This is a genomic window from Actinoplanes lobatus, assembly GCF_014205215.1.
Classification (GTDB): Bacteria; Actinomycetota; Actinomycetes; order Mycobacteriales; family Micromonosporaceae; genus Actinoplanes; species Actinoplanes lobatus.
On record NZ_JACHNC010000001.1, the window covers coordinates 8,923,866 to 8,947,619 of the forward strand.

Annotated in this window: 20 protein-coding genes; 15 read left to right on the plus strand and 5 right to left on the minus strand. The window is 69.0% G+C overall.

All coding sequences use genetic code 11. From position 1 onward, the window contains the following. Nucleotides 1–8 precede the first annotated feature (8 nt). The 3 genes from BJ964_RS40740 to BJ964_RS40750 all read left to right on the plus strand — a co-directional run bounded on the left by BJ964_RS40740 (nucleotide 9) and on the right by BJ964_RS40750 (nucleotide 2,034). Entirely contained in the window at nucleotides 9–1,025 is a 1,017-nt protein-coding gene (locus BJ964_RS40740) for a zinc-dependent alcohol dehydrogenase (protein WP_229807032.1), read from the plus strand. A 115-nt stretch (nucleotides 1,026–1,140) separates the two neighbouring features. Further along, nucleotides 1,141–1,785 (plus strand): ThuA domain-containing protein, encoded by a 645-nt coding sequence (locus BJ964_RS40745; protein ID WP_188125649.1) that lies wholly within the window; start codon nucleotides 1,141–1,143, stop codon nucleotides 1,783–1,785. Nucleotides 1,786–1,863: 78 nt separating this feature from the next. Then, the gene (locus tag BJ964_RS40750; RefSeq protein WP_188125650.1) at nucleotides 1,864–2,034 is read left to right on the plus strand and encodes a hypothetical protein; all 171 of its coding nucleotides are present in this window, start codon (nucleotides 1,864–1,866) and stop codon (nucleotides 2,032–2,034) included. A gap of 90 nt (nucleotides 2,035–2,124) precedes the next feature. Here BJ964_RS40750 and BJ964_RS40755 read toward each other — a convergent pair whose 3' ends face one another. Further along, nucleotides 2,125–5,025, minus strand: a complete 2,901-nt coding sequence (locus BJ964_RS40755; RefSeq protein WP_188125651.1) for a DUF4132 domain-containing protein — start codon at nucleotides 5,023–5,025, stop codon at nucleotides 2,125–2,127. Between the two features lie 70 nt (nucleotides 5,026–5,095). Between BJ964_RS40755 and BJ964_RS40760 the strand changes: the two genes are divergently transcribed. After that, the gene (locus tag BJ964_RS40760) at nucleotides 5,096–5,857 is read left to right on the plus strand and encodes a carbon-nitrogen hydrolase family protein (RefSeq protein ID WP_188127442.1); all 762 of its coding nucleotides are present in this window, start codon (nucleotides 5,096–5,098) and stop codon (nucleotides 5,855–5,857) included. A gap of 303 nt (nucleotides 5,858–6,160) precedes the next feature. Further along, complete coding sequence (locus BJ964_RS40765; RefSeq protein ID WP_188125652.1) at nucleotides 6,161–9,349, plus strand: tetratricopeptide repeat protein; 3,189 nt, start codon at nucleotides 6,161–6,163, stop codon at nucleotides 9,347–9,349. Between the two features lie 36 nt (nucleotides 9,350–9,385). Here BJ964_RS40765 and BJ964_RS40770 read toward each other — a convergent pair whose 3' ends face one another. Beyond that, nucleotides 9,386–9,760, minus strand: a complete 375-nt coding sequence (locus BJ964_RS40770; RefSeq protein WP_188125653.1) for a DUF2203 domain-containing protein — start codon at nucleotides 9,758–9,760, stop codon at nucleotides 9,386–9,388. A gap of 73 nt (nucleotides 9,761–9,833) precedes the next feature. Then, nucleotides 9,834–11,396 carry a S8 family peptidase gene (locus tag BJ964_RS40775; protein WP_407650821.1) on the minus strand — a complete coding sequence of 521 codons (1,563 nt, stop codon included), beginning with the start codon at nucleotides 11,394–11,396 and terminating at the stop codon, nucleotides 9,834–9,836. A gap of 219 nt (nucleotides 11,397–11,615) precedes the next feature. Here BJ964_RS40775 and BJ964_RS40780 point away from each other — a divergent pair, with 219 nt between their 5' ends. The 8 genes from BJ964_RS40780 to BJ964_RS49640 all read left to right on the plus strand — a co-directional run bounded on the left by BJ964_RS40780 (nucleotide 11,616) and on the right by BJ964_RS49640 (nucleotide 18,134). After that, nucleotides 11,616–13,166, plus strand: coding sequence for a DUF2079 domain-containing protein (locus tag BJ964_RS40780; RefSeq protein WP_188125654.1), 1,551 nt, complete (start codon nucleotides 11,616–11,618; stop codon nucleotides 13,164–13,166). Nucleotides 13,167–13,286: 120 nt separating this feature from the next. Next, the gene (locus tag BJ964_RS40785; RefSeq protein WP_229807033.1) at nucleotides 13,287–14,129 is read left to right on the plus strand and encodes a S66 peptidase family protein; all 843 of its coding nucleotides are present in this window, start codon (nucleotides 13,287–13,289) and stop codon (nucleotides 14,127–14,129) included. Then, on the plus strand, nucleotides 14,129–14,767 hold the full coding sequence (locus BJ964_RS40790; RefSeq protein ID WP_188125656.1) for an LD-carboxypeptidase: 639 nt from the start codon (nucleotides 14,129–14,131) through the stop codon (nucleotides 14,765–14,767). Before BJ964_RS40785 ends, BJ964_RS40790 begins: the two co-directional genes overlap by 1 nt. A 288-nt stretch (nucleotides 14,768–15,055) precedes the next feature. Then, complete coding sequence (locus tag BJ964_RS40795; RefSeq protein WP_188125657.1) at nucleotides 15,056–15,607, plus strand: hypothetical protein; 552 nt, start codon at nucleotides 15,056–15,058, stop codon at nucleotides 15,605–15,607. A gap of 191 nt (nucleotides 15,608–15,798) precedes the next feature. Continuing rightward, complete coding sequence (locus BJ964_RS40800) at nucleotides 15,799–16,422, plus strand: hypothetical protein (protein WP_188125658.1); 624 nt, start codon at nucleotides 15,799–15,801, stop codon at nucleotides 16,420–16,422. A 234-nt stretch (nucleotides 16,423–16,656) separates the two neighbouring features. Then, nucleotides 16,657–17,064 carry a hypothetical protein gene (locus BJ964_RS40805; protein WP_188125659.1) on the plus strand — a complete coding sequence of 136 codons (408 nt, stop codon included), beginning with the start codon at nucleotides 16,657–16,659 and terminating at the stop codon, nucleotides 17,062–17,064. Between the two features lie 193 nt (nucleotides 17,065–17,257). Continuing rightward, nucleotides 17,258–17,854, plus strand: coding sequence for a DUF6885 family protein (locus BJ964_RS49635; RefSeq protein ID WP_407650861.1), 597 nt, complete (start codon nucleotides 17,258–17,260; stop codon nucleotides 17,852–17,854). Next, nucleotides 17,775–18,134 (plus strand): DUF6885 family protein, encoded by a 360-nt coding sequence (locus tag BJ964_RS49640; RefSeq protein WP_407650862.1) that lies wholly within the window; start codon nucleotides 17,775–17,777, stop codon nucleotides 18,132–18,134. Before BJ964_RS49635 ends, BJ964_RS49640 begins: the two co-directional genes overlap by 80 nt. A gap of 161 nt (nucleotides 18,135–18,295) precedes the next feature. On the opposite strand, the gene ltrA is transcribed toward BJ964_RS49640, so the two are convergent. Continuing rightward, nucleotides 18,296–20,023 carry a group II intron reverse transcriptase/maturase gene (gene ltrA / locus BJ964_RS40810; RefSeq protein WP_188125660.1) on the minus strand — a complete coding sequence of 576 codons (1,728 nt, stop codon included), beginning with the start codon at nucleotides 20,021–20,023 and terminating at the stop codon, nucleotides 18,296–18,298. 852 nt (nucleotides 20,024–20,875) lie between these two features. On the opposite strand from ltrA, the gene BJ964_RS40815 reads away from it, so the two are divergent. Continuing rightward, nucleotides 20,876–21,598 (plus strand): nucleotidyltransferase family protein, encoded by a 723-nt coding sequence (locus BJ964_RS40815; protein ID WP_188125661.1) that lies wholly within the window; start codon nucleotides 20,876–20,878, stop codon nucleotides 21,596–21,598. Here the strand turns inward: BJ964_RS40815 and BJ964_RS40820 are convergent. Then, nucleotides 21,585–22,118 carry a GrpB family protein gene (locus BJ964_RS40820; protein WP_188125662.1) on the minus strand — a complete coding sequence of 178 codons (534 nt, stop codon included), beginning with the start codon at nucleotides 22,116–22,118 and terminating at the stop codon, nucleotides 21,585–21,587. The genes BJ964_RS40815 and BJ964_RS40820 overlap by 14 nt on opposite strands. 37 nt (nucleotides 22,119–22,155) lie before the next feature. Between BJ964_RS40820 and BJ964_RS40825 the strand changes: the two genes are divergently transcribed. Then, nucleotides 22,156–23,742: an AAA family ATPase gene (locus BJ964_RS40825; protein ID WP_188127591.1), complete on the plus strand. Its 1,587-nt coding sequence runs from the start codon at nucleotides 22,156–22,158 to the stop codon at nucleotides 23,740–23,742. Nucleotides 23,743–23,754: the final 12 nt, after the last annotated feature.

A 23,754-nucleotide genomic window follows, 5' to 3' on the forward strand; every position in this document is an offset into this window, starting at 1 on the left:
TCCCGATCATGATGCGGGCGCTTGTTCTCACTGCTCCGGGCAAGGCCGAGGTACGTGAGGTGCCCGTGCCGATCGCCGCGCCCGGGCAGGTGATCATCGACGTCGAGCGGGTCGGCGTGTGCGGCACCGACGTCGAGCTGTTCACCGGCGAGATGAGTTACCTGCACAGTGGGGTGTCGTCGTACCCGCTACGTCCCGGGCACGAGTGGTCGGGGACGGTGCGCTCGGCCGGGGCGGGCGTCGGCGAGTCGTGGATCGGACGGCGGGTCACCGGCGACACCATGATCGGCTGCGGTGACTGCCGACGGTGCCTCGCCGGACGGCATCACGTCTGCCCCGAACGACATGAGCTGGGCATTCGCGACGGGCTTCCAGGAGCGCTGGCCGAGCAGATGGCGTTTCCGGCGGCCTACCTGCACCCGCTCCCGGACTCGGTCGACGCGACGGCCGGCGCGATGGTCGAGCCGGCCGGCAACGCCCAGCGCTGTGTCGACGCCGCCGATCTCACGGCCGGGGAACGGCTGCTGATCCTGGGCACCGGCACGATCGGCCTGCTCACCGCGATGCTGGCCCGGGCGCACGGGCTGGAGGTGCACCTGCTCGGGCAGGAACTGGGGTTCGCCCGGTCGCTGGGCTTCTCGCAGTCCTGGGATGCAGCATCCCTGCCCACGCTGTCCTGGGATGCGGTTGTCGACGCCACCAACGCGCCGTCGATGCCGGGCCTCGCGGTGTCGCTCGTCGAACCGGGACGCCGCGTGGTCTACATCGGCCTGTCCGGAACACCCAGCATGATCGACACCCGGGACGCCGTACTGAAGGACGTCACCACCGTCGGGATCCTCGGCGCGTCGGCCGGTCTCGCGAACGCCGTCGCGGCCTTCGCGTCGGGGGCGATCGATCCGCGGCCGCTGGTCGCCGCGACGGTCGGTCTGGAGGAGGCCGCGGCCGTCCTGTCCGGTTCACGCCCGGTGGGCGCGGGGCCCGGGCCGAAAATCCAGATCAACCCCCAGATCGCGTACGGGTGACGCTCACGCCCTAACCCAGGTGTGAGCCCCGGCCGGCGTGTGAAGAGGTGAGGTCGCGTCACGCGTGGCGCTCCGGTTCCTCACAACGCCCACTCGAAGGGATCAGGATGGACCGATGCCGCCACGCGTACTCCTCTTCACCCGCACGACCGGTTTCCGGCACGACTCGATCCCATCCGCGGTCACCGCGCTCACCGGGCGGGACGACCTCCGGGTGACCGCCTCCGAGGATCCGGCCGACGTCGCCGCCTGCGACCGTTTCGACGCCGTCGTCTTCGTCTCGACCTCGGGCGATGTGCTCGGCGAGCGGGCCCGGGACGCCCTGCGCTCGTTCGTCGAGGGCGGCCGGGGGGTTGCCGGGGTGCACGCCGCCACCACCACCGAGCCGTCCTGGGACTGGTGGCCGGATCTGCTCGGCGCCCGTTTCGCCGGCCATCCCGAGGGCGTGCAGCCCGCGACCGTCGACGTCGTTCCCACCGGTCATCCGTCGACCGCGCACCTGCCGCCGGCCTGGCACTTCACCGACGAGTGGTACGCCTTCTCCGACGTCCGCCCCGGCTCCACGCTGCTGCTCGGCGTGGACGAGTCCACCTACGCCCCGGGAGAGTTCGGGATGCCGTCGCCGCACCCGCAGGCGTGGTTCCGCCAGGTGGGCGCGGGCCGTTCCTGGTACACCGGGCTCGGCCACCGAGAAGAGGCCTGGTCGGACCACCTCTTCCTGACGCACGTGGTCAACGGCGTCCGGTGGACGGCGGAGTAGAAGCGACCTCACCACTAGGTCTTGATCGAGCGACTCGTGGGCCTGCCAGGAGGTCCGGCGGTCGGTCACGGAGAAAGCATGGAGTACAGGACGGCCTGCCTGTGGTCGGCCGTCGTGGCCGACCAGGTCGAGGCCGCCGTCGCGGAAGTAGTCGGTGACGCCCCACGCCGAGTGCATCATCTCAAGGACGGCGTCCTGGTCGCTGGCCCAGAGTGCGGCGAAGACCGCCACGTGCCGGGGCAGGCGTAGCCCGTACACCCGCCGGACCCGTTCGGCGACCAGCGGGAACCGCTCGGTCATGGTGGCGAGGGCCGTTTCCCGTGTCGTCATCAGCGGACCCTAGGCAGTCGTGAGGTAGCGGAGGTCGCGGGCCACCTCGGAGTAGGCGACCGGGTCGAGGTCACCGGTGGTCACGCCGGTGACGTGCTGGGGCTGGTCGGGGTCCTGCCAGTGGTAGCCGGGCGCGTACCGGATCTGGGTGTCCGCCCGTTCCAGTGACGTGTGGCCGTGGCCGAACCGCCAGCCGAGCGAGCTGAGGGTGAACAGTTTGCGGCCGGTGACCGGCTGTCCGACGAATGACTCCAGCGTCACCTCGGACGGTGTGTACAACTCCCGGCCGACCTGTGGGAACGGCTGGATGATCGCGTAGTCGGTGAGGATCTCGGCCCACGACGGCTGGTCGGCGGCGAAGTGCCATGGATGGGCCACCCCGACGGTGGCGGCGTCGTCGAGGTTCCAGGCCTTGTCGTCGAGGTCGGCGAACGAGCGGTCCTCGGCGGCCCGGAACACGACCGGCCCCGGCTGGTCGAAAGGCCCGTCGAAGCTGGCCCAGAGCAGCCGTTGGGTGAGCTGCCACATGAACGGGTGGTCGACGAGGAAGCGGCGGAACTCGGCGCCGGTCCACCGGCGGCCGGTGACCATCGCCTCCTCGATCGCGCGGATCCGTTCGGCGCCGACCGTCTTGGCCTCCTTCTTGAGGTCGGTGAACCGCCGGTACGCCTCGCCGGCCAGGGTCTGGTCGTCGGTCTTGGCGGGCCGGGGCAGCCGGGCGAGCCGCCGGCCGTCCTCGCCGGCCACCCACGGTTGCAGCTGCTCGTCGAAGCCGATGGTGAACCGCCGTGGCCCGTAGTCCAGGACGGCCGGCCCGAACTCCGGCACGATCCGGTCGGCGAGTTGCTCCGGTGTCAGCCCGCGGACCACGGCGACACCGTCGAGCCGTTGCCTGGCGAACCGCCGGAACCCTTCGGTCCTCGCCTTGCGGCTGAGCCGGCTCAGGTGGGTGAGCGCCACGTCGGTGCCGATGGCGGCGAGCACATCCATGCCGGTACGCACGCGCCCGCTCGCCGTCGCCCATCCGGGGAACAGTGCGGTCAGCTCGGGCACCACGGTGTCGTCGCCGAGGGCGGCCAGCGCCACCATGGCGAGGTTGTTCTTCGGCGGGAACTCGGCGGCCCGCCACTGCTCGAAGATCGCCCACGCGAAGACGCCCAGGTCCCGGGGCTCGCAAAGGTCCCGGATCTCGGCGATCTCCAGCCGCGGCGAACCGATCTTGGAGAGGGCGATCAGCTCGCAGAGGCGGCGGACCGCGGTCTCGGGCAGCCGGTCACCGCCGTCGCGCAGGGCCGGCGCCGGCAGCAGGGCCACGACCAGCCACTCCGGCAGACCCGGCACCCGGGACAGCTTCCCGGCGAGCACCGGCGGCGCACCACCACTTCCACCGGACAACGGCCCGGTGATCGCCTCAACCCGGGCGAGGGCCGCCGGGTCGAGGGCCGGCAGTTCCTCGGCGACCGCGCCCGGGTAGGCGAGCACGTGGTTGCGCAGCAGCACGCCGAGGCTGTCGCGGGACGCCAGCACACGCAACGCGAGCCGCGGGTCGCGTTTGGCGGCGGTCAGGAACGCCGGAAGGTAGTGCTTGCCGTCGATCCGGTCCACCACCAGGGTGAGCGCCTCCTCGGTGGGGATGGCGGCGAGCGCGACGACGGCCCGTTTCTCGTCGTCGGCGCTGTCGATCGGATGCTGCCAGTTGGCCGTGTCCAGCAGGTGCGCCCAGCCGGCGCCGATACCGGCGCCGCCGCTTTCGAGGAGCTCCGCGGCAGTGCCCCGGATCTCGGCGGGCAGGTGCGGAACCAGCTCGGGCCGGGTGAGCACGATGCCACCGAAAAGGTCACACGACACCGCGTCGTCGCGTTCGGCGAGCATCCGCAGCGCCCGCACCGGGTAGCGGCTCAGCACCCCGGACTTGAGCAGCTGGCCGGGGCGGTGCCGGGCGCCGTCGAGGGCGGCGGCCAGCACGATCCGGAACGCGTCGTCGGTCGGGATCTGCGCCATCAGCTTGATCACCGGCGGTGGGAGCCGATCGCGGTCGCGCCACCGGTCGTCCTGGAACCGGAACAGGTCGCGGTAGAACCGCTGGTCCAGGTACGGCGCGGCGGCCGGGCCGACCCCGTCGAGGACGGTGCCGGCCTCGGCGATCCGCGGGAACGTGAACAGTGTGTCCGGGGCGACGCCGTGCAGCGCCTCCAGGTGGCCGGTGGTGCTCGCGGCCAGGACGAGCAGGCTGACCAGGGGCCGGGTCTCATCGGTGACCCAGTCGGCGGCGGCCGCGCAGTCCGCGTCCACCCAATCGGTGCGGGTGGGCGCCAGGTAGGAGGTGACGATCCGGCCGGCCGGCTCCGAACGGTAGCCGGCCAGGACGTCGACGGCCTGCTCGTACTCCCCGGTGGGGGCCGCCGCGAGGTGCGCCCGCACGGCTTTGAGGTTGCCGTACAGGCCGTAGAGGTCGTCGTTGCGCCACACCGACTCGTAGGTGTCCTCGGTGGTGTCCGGGTCCACTCTCCACAATCGGCCGCCGGCATACAGCAGGGTCGCCTCCACGGCCGCCCGGGCGGCGAAGGCGGCTCCGGCGCGCGTCACCCACAGGTCGGCGAGCAGCCGGCCGTGCTCGCCCGAGCGCCCGGCCCCCAGCAGCACGGCGACCGCGGCGCCGATCGGGTCGGTGTCGCCGCCCAGGGCGGCCAGATGTCGCTGGCCCACCGCGTACAGATCAGGGTTATAGGTCGTCGGGCGTTGAGCCCGTTTCTCCCGCAGCCGGACGGCGCGTTCGGAGGCCAGGTGGGCGGTGAGCAGCTCGGCCGCGTCGCCGGGAGCCTCCGCTGGCACCGCGATCCCGCCCTGGCGTGGGTGCAGGCCCTCGCGCCAGGCGGTCGGCAGCACCCACGTGTCCTCGTTCGGCAGCACGGCATCTCCCCGCTTCGGTCACTGGACCACGAAGGTTAGACCTCGGGTACGACAGAATGTCGGCGTGCAGATGTCCGTCTTGATCGCCCAGGTCCCCACCGTCTGGGACGTCGCCACCAATCTGGCTACCTACCGTGAGGTCCTGGCCGAGGCCCGGCCCGGCGACGTGGTCCTGTTCCCGGAGGGGATGCTCTCCGGCTATGCCGAGGACCTGTCGCCATTGGACACGCTCGATCCCGTGGAGGTCCGCGACGCTGTCGATCAGGCCGCCGGCCTGGCCCGGGAGAGGAAGGCGCACGTGTTCTGCGGGTCCGTGCTGCCCGAGGAGCGGGGCTGGTCGAACGCCGCCCTGCATCTCTCCCCCGACCGCCCGCCGCACGTCTACCGGAAGATCAATCTGGCGATGAACGAGCGCGACCGAATGACGGCGGGTGACCGCCTGGAGACGACGACCGTGCACGGTGTCACCGCGGCGATCCAGCTGTGCCGGGAGATCCGTTTCCCGGAGCAGTGGCAGCATCTGGCCGCCGCCGGCGCGCGTTTCCTGGTCTATCTGACCAACGCCACGAATCCGCGCGAGCCGGACGGTGTCTGGCGTTCCCACCTGGTCAGCCGGGCCGCCGAGAACCAGCGTTTCGTGCTTTCCGCAAACATCCCCGATCCGGCGCAGCATTGCCCGAGCATGATCGTCTCTCCGCGCGGTGAGGTGTTGGCCGAGCTGCCGATGGGCGAGAAGGGCCTGCTCCGGCACACTTTCGACCCGACCGAGTCGAGCGACTGGTATCTCGGCCAGCGCCGCCGGGACGTGATCTCGCTGACATATCACGGCTGAGACCGCCCCCACCGGCGGCCGATCCCACACACGGCCGCCGGCCGGCCCCCTTGCGGTCCGGAGCTCGGCAAAACCCCGGCACCCCTTCATCGCACTGAACCGCCGCGTCAAGCAGAAACCCCCACTTATCTCTCACCCAGAGCGCAGCAAGACCTTCCCCCCTATTTCGTACGGGCGGCGAACAGAACCGTGGCCACCCCGCGAGGCGCTGCCCACTCACGCCTGTGCCGCGCCCGCCGGGCTGAGCTGCCGGGCCGGGCTTTCGTATGGGCGGTCCGGCCGGCAGGGTCCACAATGGGCCGCATGCTTCGTCGATGGCGACCGCGACCGTCCGGCCAGGTGGTGACCGGCAGCGTCGTCTTCGGCGACGTCGTCCAGATCACGGACGTCGGCGGTGACGTAACGGTCAACCCGTCCCCACGGCCGTACCGGGTCGCTCCGGCCATCGTCGAGGCCGCCGAACTCACCGCCGACCGGGCCCGAGCCCAGCCGAGCCGACTGCTGCTGGCCCGCCACCAGGTCGTGCCGTTCACCGGCCGCACCCGCACCCTCGACGAACTCGGCACGTGGATCACCGGCCCCGATCCGGTGGCGGCCCGCCTGATACACGCCGCCGGCGGCCAGGGCAAAACCCGCCTGGCCGCCGAGGTGACGAAACAATGCGCCACCTCGGGCTGGACGGTGTGGGCGGTCACCCACACCGCGACACCGGTCCCCGGCTCCCGCGTCGATCTGCCCAGCGGTGCCTTGCTGGCAGTCGTCGACTACGCCGACCGCTGGCCCGTCTCAGCGCTACAGGCCCTGCTCACCCAGTTGCGGCAACTCCACGCCCGGGCCGGCACGACCGTACGGGTGCTGCTGCTGTCCCGCTCCTCCGGCTACTGGTGGCAGGCGGTCGCCAAACAGGCCGAGTCCGACGGCGTCGAAACCTCCTCGGCCGCTCTCCCCGCCCTGGCCGCCGACAGCGACGACGACCGCCTCGCCCTGTTCACCACGGCCGCGGCCCACTTCGGCAAGGCGCTGCATCCGGCGTACCCCGGACCGTGGCCCGCCCCCGATCTGACCGCTCCCGGATTCGCGCAGGTCCTGGCCGTGCACATGGCCGCCTTGGCGGCCGTCGACGCCCACCGCCACGGCAGCGACCCGCCCGCACATCCGCATGCCGTCTCGGCCTACCTGCTCGGCCGCGAACAGGCCCACTGGCAGGAACTGCACGCCCGGCGCGAAAACCCGCTGACCACCGCGCCCACCGCCATGCAGCGCACCGCCTACGTCGCCGTCCTGGCCGGGTCACTCCCCCGCCCCGACGCCCGGCAGGCCCTCATCCAGGTCGCCCTGGCCGGCGACCCGCCCACCGCCGACCAGCTCATCGACGACCACAAGATCTGCTATCCCCCGGCCGACAGGCGCACCGTCCTGGAACCACTGCTCCCCGACCGCCTGGCCGAGGACTTCCTGGCCCTGTCCACACCCGGTCACGACCTCGACGACGATCTCGCCCTTCTCACCGACGACTGGACCCTGACCGCCCCCGGAGCCCTCCTGGAAGGCGGAGATCCAACCGGATGGATCATCGGCATGATCAACACTCTGGTGGAAGCGGCTCACCGGTGGCCGCACATCGCCGACGACGTGCTGTACCCCCTCATACGCCGTCATCCCGAGCTGATCACTTCCACGGGCGGCGCCACCTTGGCCCGCCTCGTATCGATCCCAGAGATCGACGTGTCCGTCCTCGAGGCCCTCGAGCCGCATCTGCCACTCGAACGGCACGCCGACTTCGATCTTGCCGCCGCCTCGATCAGCAGCCACCTGACCCGCCACCGCCTCGCCCACGCCAGCGACCCCTCGATATGCGCCGCCCTCCACGCCGAACACTCGTGGCGACTGGACAATGCCGGACGGCACGACGAGGCCCTGGCCGCCGCGGAGCAGGCCACCGCCGGCTATCTCGACCTCGCCGCGGAGAACCCGGCGGAACATGCGGCCGATCTCGGGGGCTCACTGGTCAATCTCAGCAACCAGATGGCACGGCTGAGCCGCCTCACAGAGGCTCTCACCGCAGCGGAGGAAGGCGTCTCCATCTTCCGCGGTCTGGCCTCCGACGATCCCGGCACCCACCTGCCCGATCTGGCCGCCTCGCTGATCGGCCTCGGTAATCGCCTGACCGAGGTGGGCCGCCTTGACGGGGCCCTCGCCGCGACGGAGGAAGCCGTCGCGGTCTGTCGCCGGCTCGCCGACGACGACCCCGACACCTACCTTTCCGACCTCGCCATGTCGATGAACAATCTCGGCAACCGCTTGTCACGCCTGGGCCGTAGTGCGGAGGCGGTGTCACCGGCGGAGACGGCCACGGCGCTCTGCCGCGAACTGGCCACCATCGCCCCAGCCACTCACCTGCCCGATCTCGCCCTGTGCCTCACCAACCTCGGCAACACGCTCTTCGCACTGGGTAACCGAGAGCGGGCCGTTTCCGCGTCCGGTGAAGCAGCGGAGATCTACCGACGGCTCGCCGACAACAACCCCGGCGTCTACCTCGAACAACTGGCGCTGTCGCTGAACAATCTCGGGGCACATCTCGCGGCTCAGGGCCGGTCTGACGAGGCGGTGGCCGCGGCGGAGGAGGCGCTGGCCATCCGGCGGCGTCTGGCCGATCTCCGCCCCGGCTCCCACCTACCCGGCCTGGCGGCATCGCTGGCCAATCTGGGGCTGTTCGTCTCACGGCTGGGCGATCACGAACGAGCGATCACGCTGGTCGAGGAATCGAACGCCATTCAGCGGCGTCTCGCCGAAAGCCATCCTGCCGTCCACCTGCAGGCTCTGGCGGTATCGCTGAGCAATCTCAGCGTCCAGTACCTGGAGACGGATCGTGTGGCGGAATCGCTAGCGGCGGCTCAGGAGGCCGCGGCGATCCACCGTGACCTGGTCACCGCGAATCCCGTGCCGCATCTCTCTGACCTCGCACAGTCGTTGTGCAACCTCAGCAACTCACAGGTCCGGATCGGTCTGCGCCGACAGGCCCTGGCAACGGCTCGAGAGGCCACCACGATCTCCCGGCGGTTGGCCACCGACGACCCCGGTGCCCACTTGCCGCTCCTCACGACTTCGTTGCACATCCTCGGCCAGCGGCTCAGCCACCAGGGCGACTGGCCCATGGCACTTGCCGTGGCGGACGAGGCGACTGACATCATCCGCGGGCTGGCACGGCAGAATCCGGAGGCCCACCTTGCCGATCTCGCGAAATCGTTGATGACGTATGCGGACCTGTGCACGATGGCGCAGAGGAATCTACGCCAGGCCTTGAGCTGCGCGATCGAATCGCTTCGGATCTACAAACTCTTGATGGCACGGACACCGGACGAATTCGAGGCATTGTCGTTCCGGGCCGGACTGGTGTTCGCCAACGTCCTGGCCAAGCTCGGCGAGGACGGCAAGGCGGCGATCGTTCGCACCCGGCTGCGACAGATCGCCGGATTCACCGAGAACGGCTGAACCGACACCCGCCATGCCACGTCGGCGATTCCTGTCTCAGGCGGCGTCGTCCGGAAGCGGGCGGCGGCCGGCGAAGCCGAGGTCGGCGCGGTGGTACCAGGTGATGTCGGTGTCGCCTTCGAGCCAGCACAGCAGGACCGGGACGCCGTCCAGGTCGGCCGGGAAGTCGACCAGCAGCGGGGCGACGCCCTTGAGTTCGGCGCCGGTCTCCTGGATCTCGGTCATCAGCTCGTTGAGGCGGGCCTCGGCGGCCTTGCGCTCCGGCAGCCCGCCCAGCCTGGTCGGCTCGCCACCGGGGACCAGGGCTGCGGACAGCTCGACCATGTCGGCGCGCAGGGTGATGACCTCGTCGAGGACCGGGCGCAGCCGGGCCAGTTCGGTACGTGCTTCCGCGAGCGTGAACAACCCCATACAGCAGAGTCTGTCACCCGGAAGGGAACGGCCCGGCGAACACCCGCCGAGCCGTTCGGTGAACGTGGGGAGATCAGACCGTCAGGGTCCAGGAGCCGATGGTGCCGGTGTCGGACGAGTAGACGTCCTGCACCCGCAGCTGCCAGGTGCCGTCGGCCGCCTCGCTGGACAGGTTCGCCGTGTAGGTGGTCTGCACGTTGTCGGCGCTGTCCGAGCTGCTGCTGCTCTTCAGGGTGTAGGTGGAGGCGTCCGGCGCGACCAGGGTGACGACCAGGTCACCCCGGTACGTGTGGGTGATGTCGACCGCCACGGTGGAGGTGGAGGAGGCGGACCGGCCGCAACCGGAGATGGTGATGGAGCTGGTCACCGCGGATCCGGCGTCCGGGATCGCGACGTCCGTACCGTTGGTGCCGGTGCATCCCGCCGGGGTCTCGCCCCCGCCGTCACCGCTGTCGCCGACCTGGAGCAGCAGGTTGGGTGAGCCGGTTCCGGCGCTGGTGACCTTGCCGCTGACCGCGTTGGAGGTGAGCGCCGAGGCGACCTGTGCGGGGGTGTAGGACGGGTTGTCCTGGAGTACGAGGGCGGCGGCGCCGACGACGTGCGGGGTGGCCATCGACGTACCGCTGATGGTGCTTGTCGCCGTGGTGCTGGTGTACCAGGCGGAGGTGATCGACGAGCCCGGCGCGAAGATGTCCAGGCTGCTGCCGTAGTTGGAGTAGCTGGCGCGGGCGTCGGTGCTGGTGGTGGCGCCGACGGTGATGGCGCTGGCGACCCGGGCCGGGGAGTAGGAGGAGGCGTTCGCGTTGTCGTTGCCGGCCGCGACGCCGTACGTGATGCCGGCCGCGATCGAGTTGGCGACCGCCGTGTCGAGGGTGGTGCTGGCGCTGCCGCCGAGGCTCATGTTGGCGACCGCCGGCTTGATCGCGTTGCTGGTCACCCAGTTGACGCCGGAGATGACGCCGGCCGTGGTGCCGCTGCCGTCGCAGTCGAGGACCCGGACGCCGACCAGCTGCACCGCCTTGGCCACGCCGTACGTCGATCCGCCGACCGTCCCGGCGACGTGCGTGCCGTGGCCGTTGCAGTCGGTGGCGTCGCTGTCGCTGTCGACGAAGTCGTAGCCGCTGACCGCGCGCCCGCCGAACTGGCCGTGCGTGGTCAGGATGCCGGTGTCGATGATGTAGGCGTGCACGCCGGACGCGGTGTTCGGGTAGGTGTAGGTGGTCGACAGCGGCAGGCTCTCCTGGTCGATGCGGTCGAGGCCCCAGGTGGCGCCGGTCTGTGTGCCCTCGGCCAGCCGGATGATCTGGTTCTGCTCGACGTAGGCGACGGCCGGGTCGGCGGCCAGCCGGGCGGCGTCACCGGCGTCGATGCGCGCCTCGAAGCCCTTGAGGACCCTGGCGTACACCTCTTCGACGGCGCCGTCGTACTTGCCGGCGAGTTTCCCGGCCCGGCTGCCGAGGGTGCTGGTGGTGCCGTCCTTGAGCACGACGATGTAGCTGCCCTCGATGGCGTCGGGCGAGTTCGCCTGCCGGATGGCGCCGGTCGGTTCGGCGGCCGTGGCGGGCGTGCCGAAGGCGGCGAGCGTGGTGACGGTCAGCGCGAGGGTGCCCACGCCGGAGATCGTTCGGAGTCTCACGTCCCCTGTTCCCTTTCGGTCGGTTCTGGAAAGGAGCCGTCGTCCCCCTAACGGCTTTCACCAGCGGACGCTACTGAGCGGTAGATAGACAGGGGTAGATCGCGGGTGACCCATTCCGGTCGTGATATGCCCACACATATCGGCCGAACCACGCAAGCGGGATAACCCTTGCATGCCCCCGCCGAGCGGCCTCGAGGAGATCTACTAGGTTGTGCATCCGTGCTGATCAGAGTGCGGGACACCGCGATCCGGACGCTCCTGTCCCCCTGCGGGTGGATCGTCGGGGTGGCGATCTATCTGTTCGCCCGGTGGGCGCAGGCCCAATACGACGCCCTCAGTGTCGGCGCGTGTGACCTGGGCATCTTCTACCAGGCTGTGCAGGGCTGGGCGCACGGCGGCTGGCCGATGGTGCCGATCAAGGGGTACGTGCAGCTGGGCGACCACTTCTCACCGGTCTTCGCCCTGCTCGCGCCGCTGGTGTGGATCCATGACTCGGCGATCACCCTGGTGTACGCCCAGATCGTCCTGATCTGCCTGTCCGGCATCCCGATCTACCACATCTTCCGCCGCCGCCACGGCATCGCGGTCGGTACCGGGATGCTCATCGCGTACCTGTGCAGTCATGCCGTCTTCGGCACCGTCGCCTTCCCGGTTCACGAGGTGATGTTCGGCGCATTGTTCCTGGCCTGGGGCCTGGAACGGATGCTCGCCGGGAAGTGGACGCAGGCGACGATCCTGTTCGCGGCGCTCGTCACGGTCAAGGAGGACGGCGGCCTCCTGTGCGCCATGCTCGGCCTCTACGCGCTGCTCAACCGGCGGTGGAAGCACGGCGGGTTCCTGATCGCCTGGGGCGCCTCGTGGTTCCTGGTGACACTCAAGTTCATCATCCCGAACCTCAACCCGGGCGGCTTCACCTACGCCAAGGACTACCAGGCCAGCCTGCACGCGGACGGGATCTTCGCCGGCATCCCGTACATGATCACGCACCCGCTCGAGATCCTGAACCTGATGACCGACGAGCCCGCCAAGCTCACCACCTGGGAACAACTGCTGATCCCGGTCGGCTTCGCGGCGCTCGCGTCCCCGCTGATCCTGATGATCGCGCCGGTGATGCTGAGCCGGATGCTGTCGTCGCGCAACACCCAGTGGTCCTCCGACCTCTACTACGACATGCCGCTCATCCCGATCCTGTTCGCCGCGGTCGCCGACGGCTTCCGCCGGATCGGCAGCCTCGTCGACCGGGCCCGCGGCCTGGGCCCCGACCCCGACCTGGCGATGGCGCCCCGCAGCACACCCGCCGAGGAACCGAAACGCCCCTGGTACCAGTTCCGCACCGCGACCGTCATGGCCGCCATCGCCGCACCGGTGTTCATCTTCTTCGCCGTCCAGGACCTTCAAAATCACAAAATCGTCGATTGGTACGAGGGGACAGCGGCCCCGTTCAACAACGCCACCGTGGTCGCGGAGGCCACCGACGCCCTGGAGCGCATCCCGAAGGGCGTCACCGTACGGGCCAGCAACAACCTGCTGATCCCGCTGCTGCCCACCAACGAGGTGACCCTGATCGGCTCGAACGTCGACAAGGGCGACTGGGCCGTCGTCGACATCTGGAACCCGAGCTGCCCGATCGGCCGCACCGAGATCCCCCAGATCATGAAACAGCTCGACCAGATGGGCTTCCGCCAGGTCTACAACGGCGGCCGCATCATCGTCCTCCAGCGCACCGCCCCCGCCACCCAGCCGATCCGGGGCACCGGCACCGCCAGTTGACCGGCTCCCACGCGGGTGAGCGGCTGCGGTCGGCGGGTGGGTGGCAGTGGCGAGGTCGCGGCGGATAGTCTCCGGCGGGTGCGAGGGCCGAGGCTGCGACCAGGTGATCGGGTCCGTGTCGTGTCGCCGGCCAGTTTCCCCGGCGCGGAGTGGGCCGAGCAGGTCGTGGCGACGCTGGCGGGTTGGGGGTTGCGGCCCGAGCTCGGTAGGCATGCCCTCGACCGGCGTGGTTTCCTGGCCGGCCGCGACGAGGACCGGCTTGCCGATGTCAACGATGCCCTACGCGATCCCGGGGTGCGGGCGGTCGTCGCGGCTACCGGCGGCGCAGGGGCGTACCGGATCGTGGACGGCCTGGACCTGGCCGCGGTCCGCGCCGACCCGAAGCCGGTCGTGGGGTTCAGCGACATCACCAATCTGCACATCGCCCTGTGGACGGCGACCGGCCTGGCCGGAGTCCACGGCTGCGTGGGCACCGGCGGCCGCACCGACGAGTCGTGCCGGCAGCTGCTGTTCGACACCGGCCCGCTCACTCTGCGTGCCGAACCTTCCCCGGTGACCGTCCCGGGCCGGGCGACGGGGATCCTCGTCGGCGGAAACGCCGGTGCGCTGAGCAACTTTCTCGGTGCCGGGCTGCCGCGTCTCGATGGCGTGATCCTCTGCCTCGAAGGTCCGCAGAACCCGCATTTCGACCGGATGCTCTGGGGCATGCTGCGGGCCGGGCTGCTCGACGGGATCCGCGGTGTCGCCATCGGTGATCTCACCGGGCTCGACCCGAGCGTTGCCGATCCGGGCCCCGACCAGGCCGCGACCGTCATCCGCGAACGTCTGGGCGGCCTCGGCGTGCCGATTCTCGGCGGGTTGCCCTTTGGACATCGTGCGGATCAGGTGTGTCTTCCACTGGGCGTTGCGGCGACGCTCGACGCGGACGCGGGCCGGCTGACCGCCGACTCGGCGGTGTGCTGATGAACACCACCCTGCTCAACCAGGCCCTGCGCGACCCGGCGGTCCGGGCGGTCGTCCTCGACGACGGCGATCACCGCCTGCTCGACGGTCTCGACCTCGATGCCGTACGCGCCGACCCCAAACCGATCATCGGTACGGGCGGCGCCACCTTCGTCCACCTGGAACTATGGCGTGAGTGCGGCCTGGTCGGCTACCACGGTGACGGAGAAGTCCAGCCCAGCCCGCTGCGGCTCACGGGCGAGTGCTGGGTGCCCGGCCGAGCCCGGGGTGTTCTGCTCGGTGGCAGCCTCGGCGCGCTGCGGGCGATGCTCGGCGCGGGCCTGCCCCGCCTCGACGGCGCGATCCTGCTGCTCACCGGCGAACGCACCCAAGGCCTGGGCCAAGTCGACCGGCAACTGACCCACCTGATCCGTGCGGGCGCCCTCCAGGGCATCCGCGGCATAGCGGTCGGCCACTTCACCGGCTTCGACGGCCTCGTCGACCGCGACTGGAACCTCGACGACGTCCTCACCGACCACCTGCACGCCCTCGGCGTACCGGTGCTGGCCGACCTGCTGATCGGCCCCGGACGACCGCCGGTCCCCATCGGCGTCCCCGCCGTCATCGACACGACCGAAGCACTACTGACGATCGGCTGAACGCCCCGGCCCCGACGTAACGACGGCGCGGACAGCCGCGTTTCAACGGCTCGCACGCTGGTGAAGTACCGTCGCCGCCATGATCGGTCGTAGTGACGCCGCCGCCCTCGCGCGTCTGCTTCACCGGCATGTCACCGCAAGTCGGATGCCGAACCCGGCCCGCTCCCGTCACGGTGTGTGACATCGTCGTCGGTGGCTCGCGCCTGCGCCGCCCGTTAGCGGCAGATCGCGTGGGTTGGCGCTGGCCAACTAGCCTGCAGCCATGAGTTTGATCAGCGAGTCCGCTCGGTGAGAAGCCGGCGCATCAGCTCCCGTCAGGTCGTTCTGACGGCCACGTTCCTGTCGCTGGCGGCCGGCGGCGCCGCGGCCTGCGACAGCTCCTCGCCGGATGAGTGGGAGTCAGCGGACAACTCTGGTTACACCTACGACGCCGCTGCCGAGGCGGAGGATTCCGAGCTGCCGGTAACCACGGCGCCCACGACGGCTCCGGTCAAGCCGGCGGCCAAGCCGGTCACGATCGCGCCCACCGAGGAGCCCATGGACCAGGCGGTGTTCTACTGCGCCGACGAGGAGGGCATGGTCGTCGAGGAGGAGTCCTGCGCCGAGGAGGACAGCGGCCTCTACTTCATCTGGCACTCCCCCACGTACTCGCGTGGCTACCCGGTCGGCACCTACCTTGATGGCGGCGACTACTTCCCGGCCGGTGACCGGGCGAGCCGGCGGGCGTTCCAGCTGCCCGCCACGGGCGCGGTGTCCAACGGCACGGTGAAGACCAATGTCGTCGGCCGCTCCAGCGGGGGTTCCACGACCGTCGGCGGCGACACCTCCTCCGGAGGCTGAGCCAGGCACGCACACCGGCGGATCAGTACGCCGGGCGGAAGGCTGGACCGGTTTCGCGGCTGGCCGGCCAGTAGGTCGAGCGCACATCGAACGCCGCTGAGATGGTTGGGGCGCGGCCGGCCACCCGAACAGCTCGACGTGGGAGATGACCAGGCGTGCCTCAACCACGACATTACCTAATATTTTACGCAATGACCGACACCTATCGCCAGGGTGAGATGTATGCAAATATGTGCAGGCGACGATCTTCGGTTCGCGGATCAACTGTCGACCCGGTCATTCTGCGGAGGGTCGATGGTGAGTGTCCCGGTCAGCCAGTCAAAGTAGGGGTGAGGATGACGGTCATAAAATCCTGGGCTCGGCGCTCCGCCATCATGGTCGGCGTCGTTCTGTTCGCGATAGTAGGTCTGGGCAATCCGGCTTTGGCCGGAGGATGGAACGAAAGCTACTTCGCAAGTCACTGCGGTGCGACGCGGGAGTCGCCGGTCGCGGGTGTGTACTGGCAGGCTTGCTCGATCGCCGTACTCGAATCGACCAATCCCCTTGCCACCGCGGCCAAGCCCTATGTGCTGATCTCCAATCACACGTCAACCGGACACTACGTTCAGGCTTGGCTGACTTTGTGGAGCGAAGGCTCCCTGAAGGCCCCGGCGGACAGTTGCCCGACGATATTGCTCGGGGCAGGCAAGAAGATGACTTGCTGGGGAGACCGAGTGATCATTGACTATTTGGATAATCAACAGTCACGGGGGCAGATTGCGATTGACGGTCAATATGACGTCTGGGCATGGGGGCAGACGTGGACTTTCCGGTAAGCCCCCTGGCTGTACCGCGGTAAAGACGTCGGCGCCGAAGACAGGTGCCGGGTCGGGAAACGGGCCTGGATCGATCCGGGCCCGTTTCCCGGGCTCGCCTGTTGAACCCGACGGCTCCTGGCCTCGGCCCTTCGTCAAGGGCCGCCCGCGTTGGGCGCGGGCAGCGACGGGACCCAGCGCGCGTCCTCTGGGGCAGTTGTGCAAACCGATCCAAACCGCTGGCACACTCGAAACATGCGAAGGTCGCTCGGTGACGGCTGGTCTATCCAGCTTCCGAAGGAATGGCGTGAAGACCACACGGATGGTGCGATGGCCGCCTGGCGCGCTGCCGGCAAGAGCATGCGTGCTTTCCCAGGGGATGACTACCGCTGCGCGACAACCCTCGATGTCCTTGCCGACATTGAGCGCGAACTGCCGCTGAACCCAACCGGCAAGGTCAGCGAGGGCGGTAGCAACGGGGTCGGCGTGCGAGCCGCGTGGTTCTACCGCGACCCCGGCGAAGGTCTTCGGTACGCCCTTTGGGGCTATAGCTTCACCGGCACTGACTCAACTCGATATCTGGTGACCCGGTTCCACAGCGAGGACACCGACAACGCCGAGTGGGCCTTCTCCGCCTGGCGTTCCATAACATATGAGTCCTGAAGTGGGCCTCGCCGGAAACCGCATTCGCCTTCAAATGACGCGAGATGGCGCTATCGGCACCCTATATATCAGTTCGCCGATCTGTGGAGAGTCGACGAACCGCCATTTTGAACGCGCTCTCATCGGCCGTGTCCGCGCGCTGGCCGCGTCGGCCAAACAGCAACGCCGCGTAGCGCACAGATCACGGAAGGTGATGATTCTTCAAAAGCGTACGCTCCATGATCTGCGGAGAGGAATCCCGCTTAACCCCTCATCGGAGGTATCGATCGTGTCTGATCTGGCTGGCCTACTCGCCCGAGTGCGGCTACTTCCCGGCGCAGACCGATTTCTGCACGAACACGCTCGTGCACTGCCGCAGCCGGACCAACTCTGCGGCCCATTTCTGGGCAGTCTGGCAATAGCCGCAGGAACTGCCGTGGCCTACGGTGGTACCGGCTCGGTCATCGATTTGGCGAAGGCAGCGCGCAGCGCACTGTGGCCGCGCGATCTGCCCGGTGGGAGGCCACCTGGCGAGAGCCCTCATCCGGTGGATCCGCTCGCGACGCGGCGACTGGATCAGGCGGCGAGCCCTTGGGAAGCAGGGACGCAGGCGTTTCGCCTCGGCAAGGCGATCGAAGAGATGTCCCCGTTGTGCTGTATCCCGGCATCGGGGACCTGGACGGCGGAGTCCGTCGCCACGTTGCTGAACCCTGAAGGTTCCGGCGACGGTAATCGCAAATGTCGACACCGCCCGGCTTTGGGGAAGTCAAAGTGCGACAGCCCTGGAACACTATCTGAACACCGGCGATGACTCCGACGGGCCACCTCCAGAGTGGCAGGTGGGGCACTTCGTCGCACTTTATGGAACTCTGACCGGTGAGCGCGGAACCCTCGTGGCGGTCGCCGATACTTACCCGTCGTTGGGTGACAACGGTCGCCTGTTGCAGCCTGCCTCCCGTGTGGCGGCGGCTCTCGCCCGCGATCGGCCGGGTACCGGAGGCGTCCTCGTTGTAGTTGCCAGCCACTCGGTTTCCGAAGCGGAGCAAGCCATTCAGCGAGCGGGCCTGCAGACGGTCTGGTGGTTCAATTGACCAGCGCAAGCGCCGAGCGAGGGCAAGCATTCTCGGGTCCCCTCGATTTCGCTACGCGCAGGTAGTCGGGTAGCCCCGACGCATTGCTGCGCCGGGGCCCCCTCAGAACCGTGCGTGCAACTCGTCGCGGCACACGGCTCAAGCAAGCCACTCGGGCGATTTCAGGAGTTCAGAGGTGCTGGTTCCTGCTGTCCGCCGGTGGTTCGGCGGAGGCAGAAGGAGTGAACGAGTCGGGCGTCGTCCGATAGGCCGTTCCCGTAGACGGCGATGATTTGTCTGGTTATCGCCTTGCGGGCGGTGCGGTGCCACTGTTCCCACTCGCGTGGGCTTTGTGGCTCGCGGTCGGCGTGCAGCAGTAGCTCTCCGCAGATCGGGCAGGTTCCGTGCTGCCTGCGGAGCAGGTGCAGGGTTCTGCGGTCGAGTAGCGGTTGGTTCTTGCTGCGCCGTTCGGCCCAGTAGCCGGCCTGGGCGGGGTCGTCCGGAGACGCGTTCCCGCGGACCAGCCGGTGCCGGACGATCTTCGTCCAGGCGAACTTGGGGAGGTAGGCGCCGCTGTTGCGGTCGCCGAACACCCAGCGGTCCTGCCTGTCCGGGTTGTACCGGCCGAAGTACCTGTTGACGATCCAGGGTCTCGGCTTGTGGGGATGGCTGTGGCAGGCCCACTTGTAGGTGAGCCGCCACAGGTGCACGTCCAGCGCTGCGAACACGATGGACGATGCGGCCCCTCGGTAGTAGTTCGCCCAGCCCCGCACGATCGGATTGATCTTCGCGAGGACTGTCGCCGGGTTCGTGCCGCGCAGGGCCCGGAACTCGGCGGACAGGCGATGCCTGACTCGTTTGACGGCGGCCTTGCTGGGTTTCATCAGGAGCTTGCCGTTGCGTCGGCGGGCGGTGAACCCGAGGAAGTCGAACCCGTCGTCGAGGTGGACGATTCTCGTCTTGTCCTCGTTGAAGGTCAGACCTCTCGGTGCCAGCCATGCGGCGAGCCGCGTTTTGACGTCTTCGGCCTGCTGCTTGGAGTAGCAGAGGGCGACCATGTCATCGGCGTATCTGATCAGCGAAGGGGAGCCACGTTTTGTTCGCTGCGGATCGCTGCGTTCTTTGCGGACTCCTGCCGCCTCTTCCAACCCATGCAATGCAATATTCAACAGCAGGGGACTAATGACCCCGCCTTGCGGAGTTCCCGCGTCAGTGGGGGTAAATCCCTTACCTTTCTCGAATACGCCCGCTTTCAACCAGCCCCGGATTTTGGTCCGGCCGGGGAAATTCCCGATGGTGGCGAGGAGACGGTCGTGGTCGATTTTGTCGAATGCTGCGGTGAGGTCCGCGTCCAGCACCCACAGGCGTTGCGCGGTCGCGCCGCACGCCGTCACATGAATGACTTGGATCGCGTCCTGGCAGCTGCGGCCCGGCCGGAACCCGTAACTCTTGGGCTCGAACCTGGCCTCCCATTCGGGTTCCAGGGCGTTACGGTGCCGCGCCTGGTGGACGCGGTCCGAGATGACAGGAATGCCGAGCGGGCGCTGTTTCCCATTGGCTTTCGGAATGTATACCCGCTTGACCGCGAGCGGCATGAACGACTGTGCGGTGCGATGTGTCTGCTCCGCCAGGTCCATGCGTGCCGGGGAGGTCAACGCGACCTGCCCGTCGATGCCCGCCGTCGCGCGTCCAGCGTTGTGCTGCGCGACCTGGCGCACGCTGACCAGCGTGTTGGACCAGCTGCGCAGCATCAGTTTCTGCAGGTTCCTGACCTGGGGCCAGTCCCCGTCCTTCGTCGCCTTGAAGATCCTGCCTCGTAGCCGCCGTACGTTCTCCTCGTGGCGTCGCCAGGCGACGTTGTCCCAGTTCGGTGAGTCGTCCTCAGGTCCGTTCACTCCGAGGGCCGCCATCGCAACATCGAAAGCAAAAGCCGTCATCTGTGTCTAACTTGTCCTTCGGTTCCGGTGGTTCCGGTGCTTCGTCGTCAAAGACTCACCCGCCACACGTCAGCCTGCTTTCGCAGCCGGGCACCAGGCCCGATATCCGGCCAGTTATACGACGACGGCCGGTCGGAGGACCGGTCGTTGATGCCGCCGTTTTCCTGTCACCTTTCAGTCACCGGCATTCGCTTCTTGGGCATCCTGTTCCCATCACGGAGTTAAACTCTCCTCACGGTCGGCCTACCACAGAAAATCCTGCGGACCGTAACGGGGTTTCCACGTTCCACACGCGTGAGACACGGCCGGGTCGGGTGCCCTCTTAACCCCGGAGGCGACGGTATCCACACGACCGTCGAAGAGTCCTCGGTCGTCGTCTGCCGACTTCCAGCGGCCAGCCTCTTTGTCTCCCCGGCACTACTGTCCGACCCGGAGAGTTGCCGTGACGAGGCATCAACGAGGGTTCACCATATTCACCCTTTCGGCCTTCCCCTCACCTGTAACACCCAGTCGGAATGGGCGCCCTTGGGCTTTTCCCTGAGCTCCGCACCCGGCAATCACTCGCCACGCACGTCAGGGCGGGGACCGATCTCAGATACTGACCGGGAGCTACGTCTCGGGCATCAAACCCGACCTCCAATCGACGTACTCACTCACTTCGTGCGACCTCGTGTCGCACCTCATTTCGGCAGATCCGGAGGCCGGTTGACGCGACGTGACTTGACGGGAGTCCCTTCGGTCGCCGACGGCCTCTTCCGCGTACGCGTCCGGGAGGCGATCGGGCGGCTCCGGAAAGTGTCGTAGGGGCGTGCCACGATGGCGGGCATGGATGGGAGTGCGCTGCTGGACCGGCTGTTGGCCGACGCGGAGACCGACCCTGACGTGCGCGGGGTGGTGCTGACCGGGTCGGCCGCTCGGGGCATGGTCACCGCCCACTCCGACTGTGACGTCACCGTCGTGGTGACCGGGCCGGCGCTGGCCCGGTGGCAGCGGGTGCGATCGTCCGAGCTGGATCAGGCGGTGGTCACGGTCGAAGCGCTGGCTGACACGTCGGTGCACTGGCCACGATATGGCTACCGGGGCGCCCGTGTCCTGCTCGACCGGCTCGGCGGTGGCATCGCCGACCTGGTCGAGCGGCAGGCCACCCCCACGGCGGAGGAGACGCGGGCCTGGTCGCGGGACTTCCTGGATGCGTATGTGAACCAGCTCTACCGGGCCGTCAAGAGCCACCGGGACGGTGCGGCGGCGGCCGGCCTGCTCGATGAGCTGGAGAGCGTGCCGTGGCTGTTGTCGACGGTGTTCGCGCTGCACGGGCGGCTGCGGCCGTACAACAAGTATCTGGCCTGGGAGCTGGCCACCCACCCGCTGCCCGGCCGGTGGACTGCCGCCCTGGAGCCGGGACGGCTGCCCGGTCGTGCGCTGAGCCTCTTCCCGGCGGTCGCCGGCCTGGCCCGCGACCGGGGTCACGGCGACGTCCTCGACGGGTGGGGCGCCGACATCGCCCTGATCCTGCGGCAGGCGAGGAGGTCCGGTGTCAGCGGTCGTTGAGGCGGGCGAGCACGCCCTCGATGAACGGGGCCTTCCCCGCCCGGTAACGGGGCCGGTCGTGAGGGTCGGCGGCGGCCAGCGCCGTCTTGAGGCGGCCGTATTCGGCGGCGTCCTCGGGGCATCGGCGCAGGTGGTCACGGAAGGCAATCAGTTTCGGCACCAGCGGATCGCTTTCCTCGTACACATGCAGGTGGTGTGTCCGGAGGCCGGGGTCCGGAAAGCAGAAGCTCCATTTGCGGCCGGTCTCGTCGCCGGGCTCGGGCGCGTGCGCCCAGCCGATCCGCGCCAGCGGCGCGATCGCCGCGGCCCCGGCCGGGTAGGCGCTGATCCGCGCGGCCATGTCGATGATCGGTTTGGCCGGCAGGCCGGGGACCGCGGTGCTGCCGATGTGCTCGATGTCGCCGGCCAGCCACGGCCGGAGCACGGCGGTCAGCCGGCGGCGCTCGCGGTCGAAGTCGTCCGCCCAGGCCGCCCGGTGCGGCACCATCCGGATCGGATCGCGTCTGTGCTGCGACGGCATCCGGTCACCATATCGGGGCTGGGCTAACGTGAGCGCGGTGAAGAGGTCGTTCCCGGAGACGTTCGCGCAGCTGCTCAAGGCCCGGTTTCCGGTGCTCTACCTGGAGACGCATGAGGAACAGCGTGCCCTGCACAAGATCTCGCTGATCGCGGGGAACCCGGATCTGGTGCGGGTGCCGCGCCCGGTCTGGTCGTGGACGATCACCGGCGGGCTGATCCAGCCGGACGGGGAGGTCCGGTCGAACACCGGGCGGGTCATGGACTCGCTCAAGATTGTGCACCGGCTCGAGGAGCCGGGCGTGTTCGTCTTCCGTGACCTGCACCCGCTCACCGTGGACGGGCAGTATCCGCAGAACATGGAGGTGGTGCGGATGCTGCGGGACATCGCGCACGCCTTCCGGACCGGGCGGCACCCACGGACGCTGGTGCTGCTGTCGCCGGTGCTGAGCCTGCCCACCGAACTGGCCAAGGACATCACGATCGTCGACTTCCCGCTGCCCGGCGAGGCGGAGCGCGGGGCGCTGCTGGACGCGATGATCCGCTCGAACAGCGGGAGCGGGCGGCTGCGGGTGGATCTCGACGAGGCGGGGCGGGAGCGGTTCGTCGCGGCGGCGGCCGGACTGACCATGCAGGAGGCGGAGAACGCGTACGCGCGGGCGATGGCCAACGATGCGGTGCTGGACCTGAGCGACGTCGACATCGTGCACGACGAGAAGCGCCAGACCGTACGGAAATCGGGGGTTCTGGAATTCATCACCACCGGGACCGTGCTCGACGACGTCGGCGGGCTCGGCAATCTCAAGTCCTGGCTGGTCAAACGCAACGGCTCGTGGCTGCCCGAGGCCGCCGAGTACGGCCTGCCCGCCCCGCGCGGCGTCCTGATCACCGGCGTGCCGGGCTGCGGCAAGTCGCTCACCGCCAAGGCCATGTCGACGGTGTGGGGTCTGCCGCTGCTGCGCTTCGACATCGGGCGGGTGTTCTCCGGGCTGGTCGGGTCCAGTGAGCACAACATGCGGACCGCGCTGCGGATCGCCGAGGCCGTCGCCCCGTGTGTGCTGTGGGTCGACGAGATCGAGAAGGGTTTCGCCGGCGGGACCGGCGACTCCGGCACCGGCGCCCGCGTCTTCGGCACCTTCCTCACCTGGATGCAGGAGAAGAGCCGGCCGGTGTTCGTGATCGCGACCGCCAACGACTTCGACGGGCTGCCACCCGAGCTGCTGCGCAAGGGCCGGTTCGACGAGACGTTCTTCGTCGACCTGCCGAGCCGCGCGGAACGGGTGGATGTGTGGCGGGTGCACCTGCTGCGGGCGCTGCGCCATCCCCGGGCCGCGGGCGAGCTGCCGGTCGGCGCGGATCTGCTGGGCGAGCTGGCCGGGCTGACCACCGGCTACTCCGGCGCCGAGATCGAGCAGGCCGTCACGGTCGCCCTGTTCGACGCGTTCTCCGAGCGCCGGCCGTTGAGCCGCGACGATCTGGTGCGCGCCGTGATGAGCATCATCCCGCTCAGTGTGACCCAGGCCGAGCGCATCGACGGTCTGCGCGCCTGGGCCCGCAACCGTGCCGTGTCCGCGACCAGCACCGATGACTGGGATCTGACCGACCGTCCGGGGGCACCAGGGCGGTAGGGTGTCCGCACA

Coding starts and splice junctions, on each gene's coding strand:
- BJ964_RS40740 (WP_229807032.1), top strand. CDS start 9: ATGATGCGGGCGCTTGTTCTCACTGCTCCGGGCAAGGCCGAGGTACGT.
- BJ964_RS40745 (WP_188125649.1), top strand. CDS start 1,141: ATGCCGCCACGCGTACTCCTCTTCACCCGCACGACCGGTTTCCGGCAC.
- BJ964_RS40750 (WP_188125650.1), top strand. CDS start 1,864: ATGGAGTACAGGACGGCCTGCCTGTGGTCGGCCGTCGTGGCCGACCAG.
- BJ964_RS40760 (WP_188127442.1), top strand. CDS start 5,096: ATGTCCGTCTTGATCGCCCAGGTCCCCACCGTCTGGGACGTCGCCACC.
- BJ964_RS40765 (WP_188125652.1), top strand. CDS start 6,161: ATGCTTCGTCGATGGCGACCGCGACCGTCCGGCCAGGTGGTGACCGGC.
- BJ964_RS40770 (WP_188125653.1), bottom strand. CDS start 9,760: ATGGGGTTGTTCACGCTCGCGGAAGCACGTACCGAACTGGCCCGGCTG.
- BJ964_RS40790 (WP_188125656.1), top strand. CDS start 14,129: ATGAACACCACCCTGCTCAACCAGGCCCTGCGCGACCCGGCGGTCCGG.
- BJ964_RS40800 (WP_188125658.1), top strand. CDS start 15,799: ATGACCGACACCTATCGCCAGGGTGAGATGTATGCAAATATGTGCAGG.
- BJ964_RS40805 (WP_188125659.1), top strand. CDS start 16,657: ATGCGAAGGTCGCTCGGTGACGGCTGGTCTATCCAGCTTCCGAAGGAA.
- BJ964_RS49635 (WP_407650861.1), top strand. CDS start 17,258: ATGATTCTTCAAAAGCGTACGCTCCATGATCTGCGGAGAGGAATCCCG.
- ltrA (WP_188125660.1), bottom strand. CDS start 20,023: ATGGCGGCCCTCGGAGTGAACGGACCTGAGGACGACTCACCGAACTGG.
- BJ964_RS40815 (WP_188125661.1), top strand. CDS start 20,876: ATGGATGGGAGTGCGCTGCTGGACCGGCTGTTGGCCGACGCGGAGACC.
- BJ964_RS40820 (WP_188125662.1), bottom strand. CDS start 22,118: ATGCCGTCGCAGCACAGACGCGATCCGATCCGGATGGTGCCGCACCGG.